Annotated in this window: 19 protein-coding genes; 17 read left to right on the forward strand and 2 right to left on the reverse strand. The window is 61.5% G+C overall.

What is annotated here, in order from left to right; genetic code table 11:
* Positions 1–106 precede the first annotated feature (106 nt).
* From MUM_RS0111685 to MUM_RS0111705, 5 genes are all read left to right on the forward strand, one after another.
* Positions 107–514 carry a translation initiation factor 2 gene (locus MUM_RS0111685; protein ID WP_010169893.1) on the forward strand — a complete coding sequence of 136 codons (408 nt, stop codon included), beginning with the start codon at positions 107–109 and terminating at the stop codon, positions 512–514.
* Positions 515–521: 7 nt separating this feature from the next.
* Positions 522–1,199 carry a response regulator transcription factor gene (locus MUM_RS0111690; protein ID WP_003220065.1) on the forward strand — a complete coding sequence of 226 codons (678 nt, stop codon included), beginning with the start codon at positions 522–524 and terminating at the stop codon, positions 1,197–1,199.
* Positions 1,200–1,430: 231 nt separating this feature from the next.
* Positions 1,431–1,895, forward strand: coding sequence for a hypothetical protein (locus MUM_RS0111695; protein WP_010169894.1), 465 nt, complete (start codon positions 1,431–1,433; stop codon positions 1,893–1,895).
* 67 nt (positions 1,896–1,962) lie between these two features.
* A complete protein-coding gene (locus MUM_RS0111700; protein WP_010169895.1) occupies positions 1,963–3,306 on the forward strand; it encodes a sensor histidine kinase in 1,344 nt (447 codons plus the stop codon).
* A gap of 40 nt (positions 3,307–3,346) precedes the next feature.
* A complete protein-coding gene (locus tag MUM_RS0111705; RefSeq protein WP_010169896.1) occupies positions 3,347–4,696 on the forward strand; it encodes a CoA transferase in 1,350 nt (449 codons plus the stop codon).
* 51 nt (positions 4,697–4,747) lie between these two features.
* Here MUM_RS0111705 and MUM_RS0111710 read toward each other — a convergent pair whose 3' ends face one another.
* Positions 4,748–5,611: a DNA-3-methyladenine glycosylase family protein gene (locus tag MUM_RS0111710; protein WP_029615856.1), complete on the reverse strand. Its 864-nt coding sequence runs from the start codon at positions 5,609–5,611 to the stop codon at positions 4,748–4,750.
* A 2-nt stretch (positions 5,612–5,613) separates the two neighbouring features.
* A complete protein-coding gene (gene arcD, locus MUM_RS0111715) occupies positions 5,614–7,041 on the reverse strand; it encodes an arginine-ornithine antiporter (RefSeq protein ID WP_010169898.1) in 1,428 nt (475 codons plus the stop codon).
* Positions 7,042–7,454: 413 nt separating this feature from the next.
* Here arcD (MUM_RS0111715) and arcD (MUM_RS0111720) point away from each other — a divergent pair, with 413 nt between their 5' ends.
* The 12 genes from arcD (MUM_RS0111720) (at position 7,455) to MUM_RS0111775 (ending at position 21,948) form a co-directional block, all read left to right on the forward strand.
* Positions 7,455–8,882 (forward strand): arginine-ornithine antiporter, encoded by a 1,428-nt coding sequence (gene arcD / locus MUM_RS0111720; RefSeq protein ID WP_010169899.1) that lies wholly within the window; start codon positions 7,455–7,457, stop codon positions 8,880–8,882.
* A gap of 24 nt (positions 8,883–8,906) precedes the next feature.
* Entirely contained in the window at positions 8,907–10,163 is a 1,257-nt protein-coding gene (gene arcA / locus MUM_RS0111725) for an arginine deiminase (RefSeq protein WP_010169900.1), read from the forward strand.
* 69 nt (positions 10,164–10,232) lie between these two features.
* A complete protein-coding gene (locus MUM_RS0111730; RefSeq protein WP_010169901.1) occupies positions 10,233–11,243 on the forward strand; it encodes an ornithine carbamoyltransferase in 1,011 nt (336 codons plus the stop codon).
* Between the two features lie 196 nt (positions 11,244–11,439).
* Positions 11,440–12,369: a carbamate kinase gene (gene arcC, locus MUM_RS0111735; RefSeq protein WP_010169902.1), complete on the forward strand. Its 930-nt coding sequence runs from the start codon at positions 11,440–11,442 to the stop codon at positions 12,367–12,369.
* Between the two features lie 18 nt (positions 12,370–12,387).
* Complete coding sequence (locus MUM_RS0111740; RefSeq protein ID WP_010169903.1) at positions 12,388–12,750, forward strand: DUF5064 family protein; 363 nt, start codon at positions 12,388–12,390, stop codon at positions 12,748–12,750.
* 186 nt (positions 12,751–12,936) lie between these two features.
* Entirely contained in the window at positions 12,937–14,445 is a 1,509-nt protein-coding gene (locus tag MUM_RS0111745) for a sigma-54-dependent transcriptional regulator (protein ID WP_010169904.1), read from the forward strand.
* Between the two features lie 343 nt (positions 14,446–14,788).
* A complete protein-coding gene (gcvH, locus tag MUM_RS0111750) occupies positions 14,789–15,172 on the forward strand; it encodes a glycine cleavage system protein GcvH (protein ID WP_010169905.1) in 384 nt (127 codons plus the stop codon).
* Positions 15,173–15,182: 10 nt separating this feature from the next.
* Positions 15,183–18,032 (forward strand): aminomethyl-transferring glycine dehydrogenase, encoded by a 2,850-nt coding sequence (gcvP, locus tag MUM_RS0111755; protein ID WP_010169906.1) that lies wholly within the window; start codon positions 15,183–15,185, stop codon positions 18,030–18,032.
* 190 nt (positions 18,033–18,222) lie between these two features.
* Complete coding sequence (locus tag MUM_RS0111760; protein WP_010169907.1) at positions 18,223–19,599, forward strand: L-serine ammonia-lyase; 1,377 nt, start codon at positions 18,223–18,225, stop codon at positions 19,597–19,599.
* Positions 19,600–19,638: 39 nt separating this feature from the next.
* Positions 19,639–20,763 (forward strand): glycine cleavage system aminomethyltransferase GcvT, encoded by a 1,125-nt coding sequence (gene gcvT / locus MUM_RS0111765; protein WP_010169908.1) that lies wholly within the window; start codon positions 19,639–19,641, stop codon positions 20,761–20,763.
* Positions 20,764–21,152: 389 nt separating this feature from the next.
* Complete coding sequence (locus tag MUM_RS0111770) at positions 21,153–21,365, forward strand: cold-shock protein (RefSeq protein WP_003316897.1); 213 nt, start codon at positions 21,153–21,155, stop codon at positions 21,363–21,365.
* 94 nt (positions 21,366–21,459) lie between these two features.
* Positions 21,460–21,948, forward strand: coding sequence for an RDD family protein (locus MUM_RS0111775; protein ID WP_010169911.1), 489 nt, complete (start codon positions 21,460–21,462; stop codon positions 21,946–21,948).
* Positions 21,949–22,462 lie beyond the last annotated feature (514 nt).

A 22,462-nucleotide genomic window follows, 5' to 3' on the forward strand; every position in this document is an offset into this window, starting at 1 on the left:
TTCGTTGTGCGCTGAACCAATTGGCTTCGGCGCACTCCTAAACGCTCATTATTCCCGGTAACCTGCCGACAACGTTCTGAATATTCGTGTGGAATCAGGAGTTCCGATGCGCTTACGTCAGTTGTGTCTGTTGGCAGTGTTAATGATCGGGGCTACGGCCCACGCTGAAGAAACCTCGAACACCGGCAGCTCTACGCCCCTGTCCTTGAGTGCCGGCAGCCAGATCACCGATTTGCAGCAACGTTTGAAAGAAAGCGAACGGCAGCGGGAAGAACTGAGCAAGCAATTGCAAAGTGCTGACGCCACCCGGGAAAGTACCCAACTGAGTAAACTGCGCCAGGAGAACCAACGCCTGGCCCAGCAACTCAAAGAAGCACAGGGCAGTGCCTTGCCACGCTGGCTTACCGAACAACAGCAATGGTTCGTGACCGGTGGAGCAGTCGCGCTGATCGCCCTGTTGTGCGGGATCTTCGCCAGTGGCGGGCACCGGCGCCGTCGACAATGGCTAAATTGAGTGAGTCATGAGCGAGCTGTTACTGATAGATGATGACCAGGAGCTCTGTGAGCTGCTGACCAGTTGGTTGAGCCAGGAAGGTTTCCAGGTGCGCGCCTGCCATGACGGCTTGAGCGCCCGCAAGGCATTGGCCGAAGCCGCCCCGGCGGCGGTGGTGCTCGACGTGATGCTGCCCGATGGCAGCGGCCTTGAGCTGCTCAAGCAATTGCGCAGCGATCACCCGGAGTTGCCGGTGCTGATGCTCTCGGCCCGCGGCGAACCGCTGGACCGGATTCTCGGCCTGGAACTGGGCGCCGACGACTACCTGGCCAAGCCCTGCGACCCTCGCGAACTGACTGCCCGGCTGCGCGCCGTGCTGCGTCGCAGCCACCCGGCTGCCGTGTCCACCCAGCTGGAGCTGGGCGACCTGTGTTTCAGCCCGGTGCGTGGCGTGGTCACTATCGATGAACAGGAATTTGCCCTGACCGTCTCCGAAAGCCGCCTGCTGGAAGCCTTGCTGCGCCAGCCGGGGGAGCCACTGGACAAACAGGAACTGGCGCAAATCGCCCTGGGCCGCAAGCTGACCCTATATGACCGCAGCCTGGACATGCACGTCAGCAACCTGCGCAAGAAGATCGGCCCGCACCCGGATGGCCGGCCACGGATCGTGGCGCTGCGTAGCCGCGGCTATTACTACAGCCTTTAACACCCATTTTTGTAGGAGCCCGGCTTGCCGGCGATGGCGTCAGAAAGCGAGACGCAAGATCCGATAACGCCATCGCCGGCAAGCCGGACTCCTACAAGGATGGCGTGAGTTTTGTCAGCCCCGCCCAAAATCCTCTTTACCCAAGCTTTACCCTCCCCTGACTGCCGCTGACCTTGTTCTCCGTAATCTACTCACATCCGGACTCACCGGAATAGAGACAGGAGAATCACCATGCGCAAGACCCTTATCGCTCTGATGTTCGCTGCTGCCCTGCCAACCGTTGCCATGGCCGCTGCACCTGAAGGCCCAGGCCCGATGGGCGGCCCGGAAGGCCACATGATGGGCGGCCCAGGCCACGGCGGCGAACACGGCATGCGGGGCAAAGGTGGCCCTTTCAGCCAGCTTGATCTGACCCATGAACAACGCCAGCAGATCGGCAAATTGATGGGCCAGCAATGGCACGCTCGCAAAGAGCTGGTCAAGAAGTACCTGGATAAACTCCCGGCCGCTGACCAGAAAGCCATGCAAGACGAAATGGCCGCCGGCAAACAGAAAACCCAGGCCGATATCCGTGCCGTGCTGAAACCCGATCAACAGAAGAAATTCGACGAGATCGTGAAGAAACAAGCCGAGCGCCGCGCCGAGTGGAAGGAATTCCAGGCCTGGAAAGCCCAGCAGCCGCAAAAAGCGCAATAATGATCTAGCTTCACTCCCACAGCCCAGTGGCCACCGCCGCTGGGCTTTTCCTGTTTGAGGATTTCTTGTGCGTTCATTGTTCTGGCGTGTCCTTGCCAGCTTCTGGCTGGCCATCGCCCTGGTTGCCGGGTTGTCGATCCTGCTGGGGCATATGCTCAACCAGGATGCGTGGATTCTCAGCCGCCACCCCGGGCTCAATAACCTCGCGCAGGAATGGACGCAGCTCTATGAGGCTCAGGGCGAGGACGCCGCCCAGGACTTGCTGCAGCAGCGCAAGCGCCAGTACCACATCGACGTGCAAGTGCTTAACGAAAGTGGCGAGCCCGTGGTACGCGGCACCTTCCCGCGCCGCGCCGCCGCCCTCGAAGCCCGGCAAAACGACAGCCAGGACCGCCACCTGCCGTGGCGCCGCCTGACCGCCGAATACACCAGCGAAAAAACCGGCGACACCTACCTGTTGATCTACCGCATCCCTCACCCGGAGCTGGACGCCTGGCACCGCAGCAGTCTGCTCTGGCCGTTGAGTGCCCTGGCGATCGCGCTGGTGGTGCTGACCCTGTTCAGCCTGCTGGTGACGCTGTCTATCACCCGCCCCCTCAGCCGCCTGCGCGGCGCGGTGCACGACCTGGGCCAGACCACCTACCAGCAAAACAGCCTGGCGCGACTGGCCAACCGTCGCGACGAATTCGGCGTGCTCGCCACCGACTTCAACCGCATGGGCGCGCGCCTGCAAAGCCTGATCGGCAGCCAGCGCCAATTGCTGCGGGACGTGTCCCACGAACTGCGCTCGCCCCTGGCCCGCCTGCGAATCGCCCTGGCCCTGGCAGAACGGGCCACGCCCGAGGCACGGGAGAAACTCTGGCCCCGCCTGACCCGTGAATGCGACCGCCTGGAAGCACTGATCAGCGAAATCCTGGTACTCGCCCGGGTGGACGCCGACAACGCCAGCGCCGAAGACATCGACCTCAATCCGTTGCTCAGGACCCTGCAAAAAGACGCGCTGCTGGGTGCGCCGGACCAGCCCGTGCAGCTCGATGCCGAGGCCGGGCTGCACCTCAAGGGCTGGCCGACCATGATCGAACGCGCGGTGGACAACCTGCTGCGCAATGCCCAACGCTTCAACCCGCCCGGCCAACCGATTGAAATGGACGCCAAACGCCAGGGCGAACGCATTGTGATCAGCGTGCGCGACCACGGCCCCGGCGTGGACGCCGAACACCTGAGCCAGTTGGGCGAGCCGTTTTACCGGGCCCCGGGGCAAACCGCCCAAGGCCACGGCCTGGGCCTGGCCATTGCCCGGCGCGCGGCGGAGCGCCATGGCGGCAGCCTGATCCTGGCCAATCATCCCGATGGCGGCTTTATCGCCAGCGTGGATTTGCCGCTGGAACCCGGGGTTGTCATTCAACCCTGATGATCTTCTATGATGGCCCTTCTCATAAGGAGGGCCTTTGATGACTGATCTGCTCACTCCCATCCAGGAAGCACTCGACTTACCCGTCACCGCGCTGGCCTTCACCGAGGCCGGCGCCCTGCCCTCGACCTTTGCCGTCACCGAACTGGCCAGCGCCAGCATCGGCGCAGCCGGCCAGGCGGTTGCCCAGTTACTGTTGCAGCAAACCGGGCGCTTGCCCTCGGTGACCGTCGATCGACGCCTCGCTTCATTCTGGTTCTCCTCGTCCCTGCGTCCCGACGGCTGGGCCACACCGCCGCTGTGGGACCCGATTGCCGGCGACTACGCCTGCGCCGATGGCTGGATTCGCCTGCACACCAATGCGCCGCACCATCGCGCCGCCGCCGAGCGTGTACTCGGGCAGGCCGCTGACCGTGACGCAATGGCCGCGAAGGTTGCGCAATGGAACGCTGCCGAACTGGAACAAGCAATTGTCGAGGCGGACGGCTGTGCCGCGCAGATGCGTTCGTGGCAAGACTGGCAAGCTCATCCTCAAGGGTTGGCGGTCAATCAGGAACCGCTGGTTCATCGCCAGACCTTTGCAACCCTCAGCGACAAACCCTGGCTGGGCTCGGTGGCGCGGCCACTGGCGGGCATCAAGGTGCTGGACCTGACCCGCGTGTTGGCCGGCCCTACCGCCAGCCGATTTCTCGCCGGGCTTGGGGCCAACGTACTGCGCATCGACGCCCCGGACTGGAACGAACCGGGCGTGGTACCGGAAATGACCCTGGGCAAACGCTGCGCCCGCCTGGACCTGAAAAACCCCGACGACCGCAGCATCTTCGAGCGCCTGCTCAAGGACACTGACATCCTGCTGCACGGCTACCGCGCCGATGCCCTGGAGCAATTGGGCTACGGTGAGGCTGCGCTGCAAGCCCTGGCGCCCGGCCTGATCGATGCCAGCCTCAATGCCTATGGCTGGAGCGGCCCGTGGCGCAATCGCCGGGGCTTCGACAGCCTGGTGCAGATGAGCACCGGAATTGCCGAGGCTGGCCGGCAGTGGAAAAAGGCCGAAAAACCCGTGCCGCTACCGTTGCAGGCGCTGGACCACGCCACCGGGTATTTAATGGCAGCCAGTGCGATCCAGGCATTGAGTGAGCGATTGAAGTCCGGGCGCGGCGGGTCGGCGCTGCTGTCATTGGCGCGCACGGCAAAGCTGTTGGTGGACGCCGGACACGCTCAGGAACAACCGCCCTTGCGAGCCGAAGAACCGGGTGATCAGGGCCTGGTGGTCGAGCAGACCGCCTGGGGCCCGGCCCATCGGTTACTGCCCCCGGTGACCCTCAGCGGCACACCGTTGCAGTGGGATTTGCCCGCAGGTGAATTGGGTTCACATCGCCCTCAATGGTGACCGAAGATCCTGTGGCGAGGGAGCTTGCTCCCTCGCCACAGGTACGCAGAATCAATCTGCCCGGCTTAATGATGCCCACAAATGCTGCGCCGCGTACGCCCGGAGCGGTCGCCAGGCTTCAGCCCGTGCCAGCAACTGGCGCGGACTCACCGGCCCGCCTTCCAGCGCGGCCAACGCATTGATCAACCCGATATCGCCCGAAGCAAACGCATCCTGCTCGCGCATCTGGCGCATGGCGATGTACTGGGCCGTCCAGTCACCAATCCCCGGCAATGCCACCAGCCGCGCCACGCTCTCCTTCAAGCTCGCTTTCGGCTGGAAGATATGGGGGTCATCCAGCAACGCCTGGGCCACACCCGACAAGGTCCGCCCGCGGCTTTTCGGCATGCCCAGGCTCGCCAGGTCCGCCGCCGCCAACACCTCGGCGTCGGGAAACACATGGGTCACGCCGGCATGGGGTGTCACCAACGGCGTGCCGTATTGCGCCACCAACTTGCCTGCCAATTTGATTGCCGCCACTACGGTGATCTGCTGGCCCAGTACCGCCCGAATCGCCAACTCCAACCCGTCCCAGGTTCCCGGCACACGCAGGCCGGGCCGCGCCGCCACCAACCGTGCCATCAAGGGATCCGTCGCCAGTTGCCGCTGGATCAGCTGCGGGTCAGCCGCCAGGTCAAACATATCGCGCAACCGTCGCTCAATCTCAGGCAACGCGTTCGGGTCGGGAAAACCCACCGTTACCTCAAGCCACTCCCCCGTGCCGGGCGTTACACTGAGCCAGCCATACTGACCGCCGACACTGATACTGCGCGAGTACACGCCGCCGTCCACTGTCTCCAACCCGCTGATCGCACGGGCCGACAGAAAACCCAGCATCGCCGCCCAGTCATAGGGCGCCTGATACCCCAGTTGAATCCTCACAACGACAACACCCCGCTGTACAACCCATACGCCGCCAGGCTCGCCCCGGCGATCACGCAGGCGAAAATGCCTTTTTCCAGGTGGGTAAACAAGGGCTGGCCCTGCTCACGCTTGGCCAGGGCAAACAGGATCACCCCCGGCGCATACAGCAGCGCCGACAACAGCAGGTATTTCAAACCACCGGCGTAAAGCAGCCACACCGCGTAAGCCAGGGCAATCAGGCTCACCAGCAAGTCCTTCATGCGTTCGCCGTGGGCGCCTTCGTAGGTTTCGCCGCGTCCGCTCAACAACACCGCATAAGCTGCCGACCACAGGTAAGGCACGAGGATCATCGACGACGCCAGGTAGATCAGGGTGGTGTAGGTGCTTTCCGAAAACAGCGTGATCACCAGGAACAGCTGGATCATCACGTTGGTCAGCCACAGCGCATTGACGGGCACCTGGTTGACGTTTTCCTTCTTCAGGAACGCGGGCATGGTCTTGTCATGGGCGGTGGCGTAGAGGATTTCGGCGCAAAGCAACGCCCACGACAGCAGCGCCCCCAGCAGCGAAACCGCCAGCCCGATGCTGATCAACAACGCGCCCCAGGGCCCGACGATATGTTCCAGCACCCCGGCCAGGGACGGGTTTTGCAGGTTGGCCAATTCCGGCTGGCTCATGATCCCCAGCGACAGCAGGTTGACCAACACCAGCAGCGCCAGCACGCCCAGGAAACCGATCACCGTGGCCCGGCCCACGTCCGAGCGTTTCTCGGCTCGCGCCGAGTAGACGCTGGCGCCCTCGATGCCGATAAACACAAACACCGTGACCAGCATCATGTTGCGCACCTGGTCCACCACGCCGCCGAAATTCGGGTTGCTCAGGCCCCAGATGTCGCGGGTAAAGATATCGGCCTTGAACGCCACGGCGGCGATCACGATAAACATCACCAACGGCACGATCTTGGCCACGGTGGTGATCTGGTTGATGAACGCCGCCTCCTTGATCCCGCGCATCACCAGAAAATGCACGGCCCACAGCAGCACCGACGCGCAGGCGATCGCCACCGGGGTATTGCCCTGGCCGAACACCGGAAAAAAGTAACCGAGGGTACTAAATAGCAACACGAAGTAACCGACATTGCCCATCCAGGCGCTGATCCAGTAACCCCAGGCGGAGGAAAAGCCCATGTAGTCGCCAAACCCGGCCTTGGCGTAGGCGTATACGCCGGAATCCAGCTCGGGCTTGCGGTTGGCCAGGGTCTGGAACACGAACGCCAGGGTCAGCATGCCCACGGCGGTAATTGCCCAGCCAATCAACACCGCGCCCACCTCGGCCCGCGCCGCCATGTTCTGCGGCAACGAGAAAATCCCGCCGCCGATCATCGAGCCCACCACCAAGGCGATCAAGGCATTGAGGCGCAGCTTTTCCGAGGGTTGGGACATGGACACTCCTGAAAAAAACAACAATCGAGCCAACAACTGTGCACTCAACTAATTTATTAAGCCGATCTAGCGTTTATTAGATATAGCTAATAAAGACGCAAGCTTCATAACTTAAAGGCATGACAATAAACAGCGTTAAGGCAAATTTATAATTTAAATAACGCTGTTCTGGAAAAGTTTGCATATCTGGAAATACGGGCTAGCTTCAAAGGTCCATACTAATGAGAAATCCTGTTGTTTGAAACGCAGAAACGCTCTACGACGAGCCTCTGCGGGGCACTTCAGCGCCCGTAGCTTTCATCATAAGTCATTAATTCACAATGGAATGTGCCAATGAAGTGATCTGAGTCAGCTGTTTGATTAGCGCACGGATTTATTCTGTGGTCTCTCTTCTCCTGCATTGGAGTCATGCGATGTCTGAATCTCCCGGAAAACTTCGATTAGGCGCACTGGTTGCACTTGTCGTGGGTTCAATGATTGGTGGCGGGATCTTCTCACTGCCGCAAAACATGGCGGCCAGCGCCGATGTGGGCGCGGTACTGATTGGTTGGGTGATTACCGCCGTGGGCATGTTGACCCTCGCCTTCGTCTTCCAGACCCTGGCCAATCGCAAGCCTGACCTCGACGGTGGGGTGTATGCCTACGCCAAGGCCGGGTTTGGCGACTACATGGGTTTCTCGTCGGCCTGGGGTTACTGGATCAGTGCCTGGCTGGGCAACGTCGGCTACTTCGTGCTGCTGTTCAGCACCCTCGGTTACTTCTTCCCCATCTTCGGTGAAGGCAACACCCCGGCGGCGGTGATCGGCGCATCGGTGCTGTTGTGGGCCGTGCACTTCCTGGTGCTGCGCGGGATCAAGGAAGCGGCGTTCATCAACCTGGTGACCACCGTCGCCAAGGTGGTGCCGCTGGTGCTGTTCGTGTTGATCGCGCTCTTCGCGTTCAAGCTGGACATCTTCACCGCAGACATCTGGGGCGTGAAAAACCCGGACCTGGGCAGCGTAATGAACCAGGTGCGCAACATGATGCTGGTCACCGTCTGGGTGTTCATCGGCATCGAAGGCGCGAGCATCTTCTCGTCCCGCGCCGAAAAACGCTCCGACGTCGGCAAGGCCACCGTGATTGGTTTCATCACTGTGCTGCTGTTCCTGATGCTGGTGAACGTGCTGTCCCTGGGGATCATGACCCAGCCGGAACTGGCCAAGCTGCAGAACCCGTCGATGGCCGCGGTGCTGGAGCATGTGGTGGGGCATTGGGGCGCGGTGCTGATCAGCGTCGGCTTGATCATTTCCTTGCTGGGGGCGTTGCTGTCGTGGGTGCTGCTGTGTGCGGAGATCATGTTCGCCGCGGCCAAGGACCACACCATGCCGGAGTTCCTGCGTAAGGAAAACGCCAACCACGTGCCGGTCAACGCCCTGTGGCTGACCAACGCCATGGTGCAGATTTTCCTGGTGATCACCCTGTTCTCGGCCAGCACTTACCTGTCGCTGATCTACCTCGCCACCTCGATGATCCTGGTGCCTTACCTGTGGTCGGCGGCCTATGCGCTGTTGCTGGCGGTGCGCGGTGAGACCTACGAAAACGCCCTGGCCGACCGCAAGAAAGACCTGTTTATCGGTGCGATCGCGCTGATCTACGCGGTCTGGCTGCTCTATGCCGGCGGCACCAAGTACCTGCTGCTGTCCGCCCTGCTCTACGCCCCCGGCGCGATCCTGTTCGCCAAGGCCAAGCACGAGTTGGGCAAACCGATTTTCACCAATGTCGAGAAACTGATTTTCGCCGCAGTAGTCATCGGCGCCCTGGTGGCGGCCTATGGGCTCTACGACGGTTTCCTGACCCTGTAATTATTGTTCACTGGAGGATCTGTAATGACCACGGAAAAAGTGAAGTACGGCGTACATTCCGAAGCCGGCAAACTGCGCAAAGTCATGGTGTGCTCCCCAGGTTTGGCCCACCAGCGGCTGACCCCCAACAACTGCGATGAATTGCTGTTCGATGATGTGCTGTGGGTGGCCCAGGCCAAGCGCGACCATTTCGACTTCGTGACCAAGATGCGCGAGCGCGACATCGATGTGCTGGAAATGCACAACCTGCTGACCGACATCGTCGCCATCCCCGAAGCCCTGGACTGGATCCTGGAGCGCAAGATCACCGCCAACCAGGTCGGCCTGGGCTTGGTCAATGAAGTCGGCTCGTGGCTGCGCAGCCTGGAGCCGCGCAAGGTCGCCGAGTTCCTGATCGGCGGTGTGTCGGCCGATGACCTGCCGAGCAGTTTCGGCGGCAAGACCATCGAGATGTTCCGCGACTTCCTCGGGCATTCGAGCTTCATCCTGCCGCCACTGCCGAACACCCAGTTCACCCGCGACACCACCTGCTGGATCTATGGCGGCGTGACGCTGAACCCGATGTACTGGCCGGCGCGACGCCAGGAAACCCTGCTGGCGAGCGCCATCTACAAATTCCACCCCGAGTTCACCAACGCTGACTTCCAGGTGTGGTACGGCGACCCCGACCAGGAACACGGCAACGCCACGCTGGAAGGCGGCGACGTGATGCCGATCGGGAACGGCGTGGTGTTGATCGGCATGGGCGAGCGCTCCTCGCGCCAGGCCATCGGCCAACTCGCGCTGAACCTGTTCAAGCACAAAGCCGTGGAGCGCGTGATCGTTGCCGGCCTGCCGAAATCCCGCGCGGCGATGCACCTCGACACGGTGTTCAGCTTCTGCGACCGCGACCTGGTCACCATCTTCCCGGAAGTGGTGAACCAGATCGTCGCCTTCACCCTGCGCCCGGACGAGACCAAGCCCGGCGGCATCGATATCCAGCGCGAAAAAACCAACTTCCTCGACACCGTCGCCGCCGCCCTGAACCTCAAGGCCCTGCGCGTGGTGGAAACCGGCGGCAACAGCTTCGCCGCCGAACGCGAGCAGTGGGATGACGGCAACAACGTGGTGGCCGTGGAGCCTGGCGTAGTGATCGGCTACGACCGCAATACCTACACCAATACCCTGCTGCGCAAGGCCGGCGTGGAAGTCATCACCATCAGCGCCGGTGAACTCGGCCGGGGCCGTGGCGGCGGCCACTGCATGACCTGCCCGATCATTCGCGACCCAATCGACTATTAATTTTTTGGCCTTGGCCGCTGCTTATCCAGCAGTGGCCAAGGGGATAACCGAAACCTAAGGAGATCCACCATGGCTTTTAACATGCGCAACCGCAGCCTGCTGTCGCTGATGCACCACACCACCCGCGAGCTGCACTACCTGCTGGACCTGTCCCGCGACCTCAAGCGCGCCAAATACACCGGCACCGAGCGTCCGCACCTGAAGGGCAAAAACATCGCGCTGATCTTCGAAAAAACCTCGACCCGCACCCGTTGCGCCTTCGAAGTCGCGGCCCACGACCAGGGTGCGCACGTCACCTACATCGACCCGGTGTCGTCGCAGATCGGCCACAAGGAAAGCATGAAAGACACGGCCCGCGTCCTCGGCCGGATGTTCGATGCCATCGAGTACCGTGGCTTTGAACAGGAAATCGTCGAAGAGCTGGCCAAGTTTGCCGGCGTGCCGGTGTTCAACGGCCTGACCGCCGAATTCCACCCCACCCAAATGATCGCCGACACCCTGACCATGCGCGAGCACAGCGACAAGCCGCTGCATGACATCAGCTACGCCTACCTGGGCGATGCCCGCTACAACATGGGCAACTCGCTGCTGATGATCGGCGCCAAGCTGGGCATGGACGTGCGCATCGGCGCGCCGAAAGCCCTGTGGCCGCATGCTGATTTCATCAAGCAGTGCCAAGAGTTCGCTGAAGAAAGCGGCGCGCGCATCACCATCACCGAAGACCCGAAAGAAGCGGTCAAAGGCGTGGACTTCATCCACACCGATATCTGGGTGTCCATGGGCGAGCCGGTGGAAGCGTGGGACGAGCGCATCGAGCAACTGCTGCCGTACCAGGTCAACGCCAAGATGATGAAGGCCTCGGGCAACCCACGGGTGAAATTCATGCACTGCCTGCCGGCGTTCCATAACAGCGAGACCAAGGTCGGCAAGGACATCGCCGCGCGTTATCCGAACCTGGCCAACGGCGTGGAAGTGACCGAAGAAGTGTTTGAGTCCCCGGCCAACATTGCCTTTGAGCAAGCCGAGAACCGCATGCACACCATCAAGGCGATTCTGGTGTCGGCGTTGGCGGATATCTGACCCAACACCGCTCCCACTGTCGGAACACAGTCAATGTGGGAGTGCTTTTGTGGGAGCTGGCTTGCCTGCGATGCAGACGCCTCGGTATTTCAGATGCACCGAGGTGATGCCATCGCGGGCAAGCCCGGCTCCCACACAAGCCCGCTCCCACAGTTTGCCCTGTGTTCACAAGGTCGAATTCTAGAAGGATTGCATTATGCGTATCGTCGTTGCACTGGGCGGCAACGCCCTTCTGCGCCGTGGTGAACCCATGACCGCAGACAATCAACGGGCCAATATCCGCATCGCCACCGAACAGATCGCCAAGATCCACAGCGGCAACGAGCTGGTGATTGCCCACGGCAATGGCCCGCAAGTGGGCCTGCTGTCGCTGCAGGCTGCCGCCTACACCCAGGTTTCGCCGTATCCGCTGGATGTGCTGGGCGCTGAAACCGAAGGCATGATCGGCTACATCATCGAACAGGAACTGGGCAACCTGCTGGACTTCGAAGTGCCGTTCGCCACCCTGTTGACCCAGGTCGAAGTGGACGCCAAGGACCCGGCCTTCCAGAACCCGACCAAGCCCATCGGCCCGGTCTACTCCAAAGCCGAGGCAGAAAAACTTGCCGCTGAAAAAGGCTGGGCGATTGCCCCCGATGGCGACAAGTATCGCCGCGTAGTGGCCAGCCCACGGCCAAAGCGGATCTTTGAAATCCGCCCGATCCAGTGGCTGCTGGAAAAAGGCAGCATCGTGATCTGCGCAGGCGGCGGCGGGATTCCGACGATGTATGGCGAAGACGGCAAGCTCAAGGGCATTGAAGCCGTGATCGACAAAGACCTGTGTTCCTCCCTGCTGGCCGGGCAACTGGACGCCGATTTGCTGGTGATTGCCACCGATGTCAACGCGGCATTTATCGACTTCGGCAAACCGACGCAGAAAGCCATCGGCCAGGCGCACCCGGACGAAATGGAAAAGCTCGGCTTCGCCGCCGGCTCCATGGGGCCGAAGGTCCAGGCGGCGTGCGAGTTCGCCCGCCAGACTGGCAAAACCGCAGTGATCGGTTCACTCTCGGACATCGAAGCGATCGTCCAGGGCAGCGCCGGCACTCGCATCAGTACCGCAAAACCTGGCATCACCTACCTGTGAAGTAGAGGAGAAACGCCTATGGCTACCTTTGAACCTGGTCACTTGCACATCGAACGCCACGCGCTGAACAAGGATGACTACAGCTACAACCTGTGCATCGACTACGAAGTCAGCCAGGACCCAAAGGAAGGCAAGGGAATGCTCTTCAAGATGCACGGCTCGGTGCAGGGCAAGGACCTCAAGGAAGAGTTTTTCCTGCCCAAGGACCAGTCGTTCGACTTCGCCCGGCAGGCGATGAACATCGCGCAGAAGTACGGCATGCCGAAGATTGCCGTGCTCAATGGCCAGATGCACAAGCAGTACGACTTGATGTTTGAGGATGTGCGGCATCAGCTGGATGTGAAGCCGGGCGACCCGATCAAACCTGAACACCTGGAATAACCCGATTTCATTAACACCGGCGATCCCCTGTGGGAGCTGGCTTGCCTGCGACAGCGGACTGACAGTTAATATTTTTCACTGACTGATCCACCGCTATCGCAGGCAAGCCAGCTCCCACATTTTTGATCTCCACCACCTGTCAGGCATACTTGCCACCTCTCGCCCGCCAGAACCGCTAACCGCCCCATGCGTATCCACGTCAGCTTCATCGACCGCGTCGGCATCACCCAGGAAGTCCTGGCCTTGCTCGGTGGGCGCAATCTCAACCTGGATGCGGTGGAAATGGTGCCGCCCAACGTCTACATCGACGCGCCAACCCTGAGCGCCGAAGTGCTGGAAGAACTGCGCGATGCACTGTTCAGCGTGCGCGGCGTGCAAGCGGTGACCGTGGTCGACATCCTTCCCGGCCAGCGCCAGCACCTGCAACTCGACGCCCTGCTGGCCGCGATGACCGACCCGGTATTGGCCCTGGACAGCGCCGGCAAGATCCTGCTGGCCAACCCGGCGTTGATCGCCCTGTACGGTCGCGAGCCCGCCGGGGAAAGCATCAACGAACTGTTCGACGACCCATCACTGCTGGCCACCTTGCTGGAACACGGTTTTCGCCTGGCCCTGCGGGAAATCAGCGTCAACGGCCAGACCCTGCTGCTGGACGCCACGCCGATCACCGACGCCGGTGCCCTGCTGACCCTGTACCAACCCAACCGCATCGGCGAACAACTGTCGGCGCTGCACCATGACCATGCCGAAGGGTTCGACGCGCTGCTGGGCGAGTCCCCGGCGATCCGCACCCTCAAGGCGCGGGCGCAACGGGTGGCGGCGCTGGATGCACCGTTGTTGATCCAGGGCGAGACCGGCACCGGCAAGGAACTGGTGGCCCGCGCCTGCCACGCCATCAGCGCCCGCCACAGTGCGCCTTTCCTGGCCCTGAACTGCGCGGCCCTGCCGGAGAACCTGGCCGAGAGCGAGCTGTTCGGCTACGCCCCCGGCGCCTTCACCGGCGCCCAGCGTGGCGGCAAGCCGGGGCTGATGGAACTGGCGAACCAGGGCACGGTGTTCCTCGACGAGATCGGCGAGATGTCGCCGTACTTGCAGGCCAAGCTGCTGCGGTTTCTCAACGACGGCAGCTTCCGTCGCGTGGGCGGCGACCGTGAGGTGAAGGTCAATGTGCGGATCCTCAGCGCCACCCACCGCGACCTGGAAAAGATGGTCAGCGAAGGCACCTTCCGCGAAGACCTGTTCTACCGCCTCAACGTGCTCAACGTCGAAGTGCCGCCCCTGCGCGAGCGCGGCCAGGACATCCTGTTGCTGGCCCGTTACTTCATGCAGCAGGCCTGCGCCCAGATCCAGCGCCCGGTCTGCCGCCTGGCGCCGGGCACCTATCCGGCACTGCTCGGCAACCGCTGGCCGGGCAACGTGCGCCAGTTGCAGAACGTGATTTTCCGCGCTGCCGCCATTTGCGAAAGCAGCCTGGTGGACATTGGCGACCTGGACATCGCCGGCACCTCCGTTGCGCGCCAGAGCGATGGGGAAATCGACAGCCTGGAGCAGGCGGTGGAAGACTTCGAGCGCACCTTGTTGGAGAAGCTGTACGTCAGCTACCCGTCCACACGCCAACTGGCCAGCCGCCTGCAAACTTCCCACACCGCCATTGCCCACCGCTTGCGCAAGTACGGCATTCCCAACAAGCCCTGACTGCACGCGGTCAACATGTGGGAGCTGGCTTGCCAGCTCCCACATTGATTGCATTCCAACGTTGATATCAAAAGCGACCTCCACCTGTACTGAAAGCGCTACAGTGGAACGATATCGATACAGACCCCTTCAACCGTCGCCATGCAAGGCTTTGATCCTCATAGGCTTTTTTTCGTGCGTCGAGCTGTAGCGATATCGCTACAGCCTCGGTTCGAACCTCGCCAACCAAAATCAATAACCCCTTGTTTTATAAAGACAAAAAAACATTGGCCGCGTTTTTGCTAAGCAACTCCCCATTATTCCAATCCCGTCCACCAGACGAATCTGGCCCTGAGGAGTTTCCATGAGCGAGTTGCGCTTTACTGAAGATCACGAATGGCTGCGCGCCGAAGCCGACGGCAGCGTGACCGTGGGCATTACCGCTTTTGCGCAGAACGCGCTGGGTGATGTGGTTTTCGTGCAACTGCCGGAGCTGCAGTCCTACGACAAAGGGGCAGAAGCCTCCACCGTTGAATCGGTCAAGGCCGCCAGCGGCGTGTACATGCCGCTGGATGGCGAAATCCTCGAAGTGAACGACAAGCTGGACGGCAGCCCCGAGCTGGTCAACGAAGACCCGATGGGCGAAGGCTGGTTCTTCCGCTTTAAGCCGGCCGACGCCGGTGCAGTAGCTAAGCTGTTGGATCAGGATGCGTACGACCGCCTGATCAAAGCCAACGCCGAAGCCTGAGGAGCGCGCCATGACCGTTAATCTGACCACCGCCAACGAATTCATCGCCCGCCACATCGGCCCGCGCCAGGACGACGAGCAACACATGCTCTCCACCCTGGGCTTTGATTCCCTGGAAGCCCTGAGCGCCAGCGTGATCCCGGAAAGCATCAAGGGCACCGCCGTACTGGGCCTGAGCGACGGCCTGAGCGAGGCCGATGCACTGGCTTCGATCAAGGCGATTGCCGCCAAGAACGAGCTGTTCAAGACTTACATCGGCCAGGGCTATTACAACTGCCACACGCCGTCGCCGATCCTGCGCAACCTCCTGGAAAACCCGGCCTGGTACACCGCCTACACGCCTTACCAGCCGGAGATTTCCCAAGGCCGCCTGGAGTCGCTGCTGAACTTCCAGACGCTGATCAGCGACCTCACTGGCCTGCCGATCGCCAACGCATCCTTGCTGGACGAAGCCACCGCCGCTGCCGAAGCCATGACCTTCTGCAAACGCCTGAGCAAGAACAAAGGCAGCAATGCGTTCTTCGCCTCCGTACACAGCCACCCGCAAACCCTCGATGTGCTGCGCACCCGTGCCGAACCACTGGGCATTGACGTGGTGGTAGGCGACGAGCGTGAACTGACCGACGTCAGCGCCTTCTTCGGCGCCCTGCTGCAATACCCGGCCAGCAACGGTGACGTGTTCGACTACGTTGAGCTGACCGAACGCTTCCACGCCGCCAACGCCCTGGTGGCCGTGGCCGCCGACCTGCTGGCCCTGACCCTGCTGACCCCGCCGGGTGAATTCGGCGCCGACGTGGCCATCGGCAGCGCGCAACGCTTCGGCGTACCGCTGGGCTTTGGTGGCCCGCACGCGGCGTACTTCTCTACCAAGGATGCGTTCAAGCGCGACATGCCGGGCCGCCTGGTCGGCGTGTCCGTCGACCGTTTCGGCAAGCCGGCCCTGCGCCTGGCCATGCAGACTCGCGAGCAACATATCCGCCGCGAGAAAGCCACCAGCAACATCTGCACCGCCCAGGTGCTGCTGGCCAACATCGCCAGCATGTACGCCGTGTACCACGGCCCTAAAGGCCTGACCCAGATCGCCAACCGCATTCACCACCTGACCGCGATCTTCGCCAAAGGCCTGAGCGCGTTGGGCCTGAAGGTTGAGCAAGAAAACTTCTTCGACACCCTGACCATCAAGACCGGCGCACACACCGCCGCCCTGCACGACAAGGCCCGCGCCCAGCGCATCAACCTGCGTGTGGTCGATGGCGAGCGCCTTGGCCTGTCGGTAGACGAAACCACTTCGCAAGCCGACATCGAAACCCTGTGGAGCGTGTTCGCAGGCGGTAAAGCCCTGCCGGACTTCGCCGCACTCGCCGCCAGCGTTGAAAGCACCCTGCCCGCCGCACTGCTGCGCCAGTCGCCGATCCTCAGCCACCCGGTGTTCAACCGTTATCACTCCGAAACCGAGCTGATGCGCTACCTGCGCAAGCTGGCCGACAAGGACCTGGCCCTGGATCGCACCATGATCCCGCTGGGCTCGTGCACCATGAAGCTCAACGCCGCCAGCGAAATGATCCCGGTGACCTGGGCCGAGTTCGGTGCCCTGCACCCGTTCGCCCCTGCCTCGCAAAGCGCCGGCTACCAGCAACTGACCACCGAACTGGAAGCCATGCTCTGCGCGGCCACCGGTTACGACGCGATTTCCCTGCAACCGAACGCCGGTTCCCAGGGCGAGTACGCCGGCCTGCTCGCCATTCGTGCCTATCACCAGAGCCGTGGCGAAGAGCGCCGCGATATCTGCCTGATCCCGTCGTCGGCCCACGGCACTAACCCGGCCACCGCCAACATGGCTGGCATGCGCGTGGTGGTGACTGCATGCGATGCGCGCGGTAACGTCGACATCGAAGACCTGCGCGCCAAGGCTATCGAACACCGCGAGCACCTCGCTGCGCTGATGATCACCTACCCGTCGACCCACGGCGTGTTCGAAGAAGGCATCCGCGAAATCTGCGGGATCATTCACGACAACGGCGGCCAGGTGTACATCGACGGCGCCAACATGAACGCGATGGTCGGCCTGTGCGCCCCGGGCAAGTTCGGCGGCGACGTGTCCCACCTGAACCTGCACAAGACCTTCTGCATTCCCCACGGCGGTGGCGGCCCGGGCGTTGGCCCGATTGGCGTGAAATCCCACCTGACGCCGTTCCTGCCGGGTCATGCCGCGATGGAACGTAAGGAAGGCGCGGTCTGCGCCGCACCGTTCGGCAGCGCGAGCATTCTGCCGATCACCTGGATGTACATCAGCATGATGGGCGGCGCGGGCCTCAAGCGCGCGTCGCAGTTGGCGATCCTGAATGCCAACTACATTTCCCGTCGCCTCGAAGAGCACTACCCCGTGCTCTACACCGGCAGCAACGGCCTGGTGGCCCACGAATGCATCCTCGACCTGCGCCCGTTGAAAGACAGCAGCGGCATCAGCGTGGATGACGTGGCCAAGCGCCTGATCGACTTCGGTTTCCACGCGCCGACCATGTCGTTCCCGGTGGCCGGCACCTTGATGATCGAGCCGACTGAAAGCGAATCCCGGGAAGAACTGGACCGCTTCTGCGACGCCATGATCGCCATCCGCGAAGAAATCCGCGCGGTGGAAAACGGCTCGCTGGACAAGGACGACAACCCGCTGAAGAACGCACCACACACTGCCGCGGAACTGGTTGGCGAATGGAGCCACCCATACAGCCGTGAACAAGCGGTGTACCCGGTGGCGTCGTTGATCGAAGCCAAGTACTGGCCACCGGTTGGCCGGGTCGACAACGTGTTTGGCGATCGCAATTTGGTGTGCGCTTGCCCGTCGATCGAAAGCTACGCGTAACCTGAGCGGTAGAACGCGGTCAATGTGGGAGCTGGCTTTTGTGGGAGCTGGCTTGCCTGCGATGCAAGCACCTCGGTCTATCCGGTAGACCCGGGTGATGCTATCGCAGGCAAGCCAGCTCCCACACAAGCCCGGCTCCCACATTGGGACCGCGTACACCCGATAAATAATAAGAAACCGGAGAACAACCATGTCTTTAAGCGTGTTCGACCTGTTCAAGATTGGCATCGGCCCCTCCAGCTCCCACACCGTCGGCCCGATGCGCGCCGCTGCCCGATTCGTCGAAGGCCTCAAGCGCGACAACCTGCTGAGCGCTACCACCTGCGTCAAGGTGGAACTCTATGGCTCCCTCGGCGCCACCGGCAAAGGCCACGGCAGCGACAAGGCTGTATTGCTGGGCCTGGAAGGCGAACACCCGGACACCGTGAACACTGAAACCGTCGCCGCACGCCTGTTGGAAATTCGCGGCAACGCACGCTTGAACCTGCTCGGTGAACACAGCATTGCGTTCAACGAGAAAGAACACCTGGCGATGATTCGCAAACCCCTGCCCTATCATCCCAACGGCATGATCTTTCGCGCTTTCGACGCCGCCGGTTTGCAGATTCGCAGCCGCGAGTACTACTCGGTGGGCGGCGGATTTGTGGTGGATGAAGACGCCGCCGGCCACGACCGGATCGTCGAAGACGCCACGCCCCTGACCTTCCCGTTCAAAAGCGCCAAGGACCTGCTCGGCCATTGCGCCACCTATGGGCTGTCCATCAGCCAGGTGATGCTGACCAATGAAAGCGCCTGGCGCCCGGAAGCGGAAACCCGCGCGGGCCTGCTGAAGATCTGGCAGGTGATGCAGGACTGCGTGGACGCGGGCTGTCGCAATGAAGGGATTTTGCCCGGCGGCCTGAAGGTCAAGCGCCGCGCCGCCGCGCTGCATCGCCAGCTGTGCAAGAACCCGGAATCGGCGCTGCGTGACCCGCTGTCGGTGCTGGACTGGGTCAACCTGTACGCCCTGGCGGTCAACGAAGAAAACGCCAATGGCGGGCGCGTAGTCACTGCGCCCACCAACGGTGCGGCGGGGATTGTGCCGGCGGTGTTGCACTACTACATGCGCTTTATCCCGGGCGCCAGCGAAGACGGCGTGGTGCGTTTCCTGCTCACCGCCGCTGCCATCGGCATCCTGTACAAAGAAAATGCCTCGATCTCCGGCGCCGAAGTCGGCTGCCAGGGGGAAGTCGGCGTGGCCTGCTCCATGGCCGCCGGCGCGTTGTGTGAGGTATTGGGCGGTACGGTTTCCCAGGTGGAGAACGCCGCCGAGATCGGCATGGAACACAACCTGGGTCTTACCTGCGACCCGATTGGCGGCCTGGTGCAGGTGCCCTGCATCGAGCGCAACGCCATGGGCTCGGTCAAGGCCATCAATGCGGTGCGCATGGCCCTGCGCGGCGACGGGCAGCATTTCGTGTCCCTCGACAAGGTCATCCGCACCATGCGCCAGACCGGCGCCGACATGAAAAGCAAATACAAGGAAACCGCCCGTGGCGGTTTGGCGGTCAACATTATCGAGTGCTGACGCCCACCAGCGCGTCCGCACGTTTTTCAGGAGCTGAATATGTCCACCGAAACCCTGTTGAAAACCCCGTTGCACGCCCTGCACATCGAGTTGGGCGCGCGCATGGTGCCGTTCGCCGGCTACGACATGCCGGTGCAATACCCGTTGGGCGTGATGAAGGAACACCTGCACACCCGTGAACAGGCCGGGTTGTTCGATGTGTCCCACATGGGCCAGATCCGCCTGACCGGCGCAGGTGCCGCCAAGGCCCTGGAAAGCCTGGTGCCTGTAGACATCATCGACCTGCCGGTGGGCATGCAGCGCTATGCGATGTTCACCAACGAGCAAGGCGGCATCCTGGATGACCTGATGGTCGCCAACCTGGGTAACGACGAACTGTTCCTGGTGGTCAACGCCGCCTGCAAGGACCAGGACCTGGCCCACTTGCGCCAGCACATCGGTGACCAGTGCACCATCGAGCCGCTGTTCGAGGAACGTGCCCTGCTGGCCCTGCAAGGCCCGGCCGCTGTCAGCGTACTGGCGCGCCTGGCACCGGAGGTCAAGCACATGACCTTCATGCAATTCGCACCGACCCGCCTGCTGGGCGTGGACTGCTACGTCAGCCGCTCGGGCTACACCGGCGAAGACGGTTTCGAAATCTCGGTACCGGCCGCCAGTGCCGAAGCCCTGGCCCGCAGCCTGCTGGCCGAAACCGAAGTACAGGCCATCGGCCTGGGCGCCCGCGACTCCCTGCGCCTGGAAGCCGGCCTGTGCCTCTACGGCCACGACATGAACACCGAGACCACGCCGATTGAAGCCAGCCTGTTGTGGGCGATTTCCAAGGCCCGTCGTGCAGACGGCGCGCGTGCCGGTGGTTTCCCGGGCGCCGACGCGATCTTCACCCAGCAACAAACCGGTGTGAGCCGCAAACGCGTGGGCCTGCTGCCGCAGGAACGCACGCCGGTACGTGAAGGCGCAGAAATCGTCGACGAGCACGGCACCGTGATCGGCAGCGTCTGCAGCGGCGGTTTTGGCCCGAGCCTGGGCGGCCCTCTGGCCATGGGTTACCTGGACAGCGCATTCATCGCACTGGATACCAAAGTGTCTGCATTGGTACGTGGGAAAAAGGTGCCACTTCGTGTAAGTAAAATGCCATTCGTGCCACAGCGTTACTACCGTGGTTGATTGACTGTTCCTATAAGTAACGCGGTTGCGTTAAAGCGCACTAATTTGTAACGCAACCGCCACATAAAAGTGCATTGACGATAGTCAATGTTATGTTCAGTCACCTATAACAAGTGACCAACTCTATCGAATAAACGGGATCCACATTGTTGACCGAAGTGTCACAAAGCCGAGTAAACGCTGGGCTTTTCCCGGGGCTTGTTTTTTCTGTCTTAGTTGGCGTAGAGTTTGCCCACTGTGTTTGCATGGGTCGCTTGGAACCTGGACCTGGGCAGTAGCCAAAGTTTGCTACAACCCGTTCGACGTCTCTTACTTTCCTGCAACCCAGCCCAGTACTCTTTCATGTGAAAGGGGCTGTCATTAATTTTTTGCGTCAAGGAAATAAGAAAATGGCTGAACGTCAGAGCGGTACCGTCAAGTGGTTTAACGACGAGAAAGGGTTTGGTTTTATCACTCCAGAAAGCGGTCCGGATCTGTTCGTCCACTTCCGCGCTATTCAGGGCAACGGCTTCAAAAGCCTGAAGGAAGGCCAGAAAGTGACCTTCATCGCGGTGCAAGGCCAGAAAGGCATGCAAGCCGACGAGGTACAAGCAGAGGGTTGATCTCTTCTGCGACAAAAAGCCCCTGATATGACATCAGGGGCTTTTTTATGAGCGTTATTCCGTAAAATGGCTTTTTTCTGCCGAGAGCCATGCCATGTCGAAACACCTGCTGAGCCCCCAAGGCGAGTTTCCTCCCGTAGGCCTGGGCCGTCGTCTGGCAGCGATGTTCTATGATTTCCTGTTGTGCACTGCCCTGCTGATCGTCACGGCCTTTATCTACAAGCTGGTGTGGATGGGGTTTGTCGGTGAGGCCAAGCTGCGGGCGCTTTCTGAATCCGGCGCGCTGGATGGTGACCCACTGTTATCGACGATTTTGTTTTTTGTGCTGTTTGGTTTTTTTGCCAAGTTCTGGACGTATTCGGGGCAGACCCTGGGCATGCAGGTGTGGGGGGTCCGGGTGCAGAACGCTGATGGGTCGCGGATCAGCCTGTGGCAGGCGTTGTTGCGGTTTGTGGTGTCGATCGCTTCGTGGTTGTGCGTTGGGCTGGGGTTTATCTGGGCGTTGTTTGATAAGCAGAAGCGTGGCTGGCATGACATTTATTCGGATACGCGGTTGGTGCGGATTCCGAAGAAAAAGAAGTAGGTTTTAGATGGGGGGCATATCCGTTGCTGCGGTTAGGGCCGCTATGGGTTCCGCTCTTACAGCGGCTCACTTTTGAACAGCGCAAAAGTAAGCAAAACGCTCTTGCCCCACCACTCGGCACCTCGCCTAGGCTCGATGTGCCCTCTCTCCGGTACTACTCCGCGGGCCGCCGCGACGGGGCGTCCCTGCCCCGTCGCGGCTAAACCGGCGTCCTGCCGGTTTACCCGCTCCGTACTACCTGCGTTCGGCCAGCGTGGTTTAACGGGGCGCCTAAGATCAAGATCAAAAGCAGATCAAGAACACAGCGGCCTACAGGCCGGCTTGAGTGGTGTGAAGCAAAGGCAACATCAAGATCAAAATCTACAGCGGGCACGGTCAAATGTGGGAGCTGGCTTGCCTGCGATGGCCTCGCCTCGGTGTACCTGAAAAACCGAGGTGTCTGCATCGCAGGCAAGCCAGCTCCCACACAAAAGCAGAGCTGCAGCAGTTTCAGATTTGGCTTTCGCTTTTGATC

Origin of the sequence: Pseudomonas sp. PAMC 25886 (assembly GCF_000242655.1) — a bacterium.
Classification (GTDB): Bacteria; Pseudomonadota; Gammaproteobacteria; order Pseudomonadales; family Pseudomonadaceae; genus Aquipseudomonas.

Bases quoted from the DNA above. Each gene is read 5' to 3' on its own strand.
- MUM_RS0111685 (WP_010169893.1), top strand. From the start codon at position 107: ATGCGCTTACGTCAGTTGTGTCTGTTGGCAGTGTTAATGATCGGGGCT.
- MUM_RS0111690 (WP_003220065.1), top strand. From the start codon at position 522: ATGAGCGAGCTGTTACTGATAGATGATGACCAGGAGCTCTGTGAGCTG.
- MUM_RS0111695 (WP_010169894.1), top strand. From the start codon at position 1,431: ATGCGCAAGACCCTTATCGCTCTGATGTTCGCTGCTGCCCTGCCAACC.
- MUM_RS0111705 (WP_010169896.1), top strand. From the start codon at position 3,347: ATGACTGATCTGCTCACTCCCATCCAGGAAGCACTCGACTTACCCGTC.
- arcD (WP_010169898.1), bottom strand. From the start codon at position 7,041: ATGTCCCAACCCTCGGAAAAGCTGCGCCTCAATGCCTTGATCGCCTTG.
- arcD (WP_010169899.1), top strand. From the start codon at position 7,455: ATGTCTGAATCTCCCGGAAAACTTCGATTAGGCGCACTGGTTGCACTT.
- arcA (WP_010169900.1), top strand. From the start codon at position 8,907: ATGACCACGGAAAAAGTGAAGTACGGCGTACATTCCGAAGCCGGCAAA.
- MUM_RS0111730 (WP_010169901.1), top strand. From the start codon at position 10,233: ATGGCTTTTAACATGCGCAACCGCAGCCTGCTGTCGCTGATGCACCAC.
- arcC (WP_010169902.1), top strand. From the start codon at position 11,440: ATGCGTATCGTCGTTGCACTGGGCGGCAACGCCCTTCTGCGCCGTGGT.
- MUM_RS0111740 (WP_010169903.1), top strand. From the start codon at position 12,388: ATGGCTACCTTTGAACCTGGTCACTTGCACATCGAACGCCACGCGCTG.
- MUM_RS0111745 (WP_010169904.1), top strand. From the start codon at position 12,937: ATGCGTATCCACGTCAGCTTCATCGACCGCGTCGGCATCACCCAGGAA.
- gcvH (WP_010169905.1), top strand. From the start codon at position 14,789: ATGAGCGAGTTGCGCTTTACTGAAGATCACGAATGGCTGCGCGCCGAA.
- gcvP (WP_010169906.1), top strand. From the start codon at position 15,183: ATGACCGTTAATCTGACCACCGCCAACGAATTCATCGCCCGCCACATC.
- MUM_RS0111760 (WP_010169907.1), top strand. From the start codon at position 18,223: ATGTCTTTAAGCGTGTTCGACCTGTTCAAGATTGGCATCGGCCCCTCC.
- gcvT (WP_010169908.1), top strand. From the start codon at position 19,639: ATGTCCACCGAAACCCTGTTGAAAACCCCGTTGCACGCCCTGCACATC.
- MUM_RS0111770 (WP_003316897.1), top strand. From the start codon at position 21,153: ATGGCTGAACGTCAGAGCGGTACCGTCAAGTGGTTTAACGACGAGAAA.
- MUM_RS0111775 (WP_010169911.1), top strand. From the start codon at position 21,460: ATGTCGAAACACCTGCTGAGCCCCCAAGGCGAGTTTCCTCCCGTAGGC.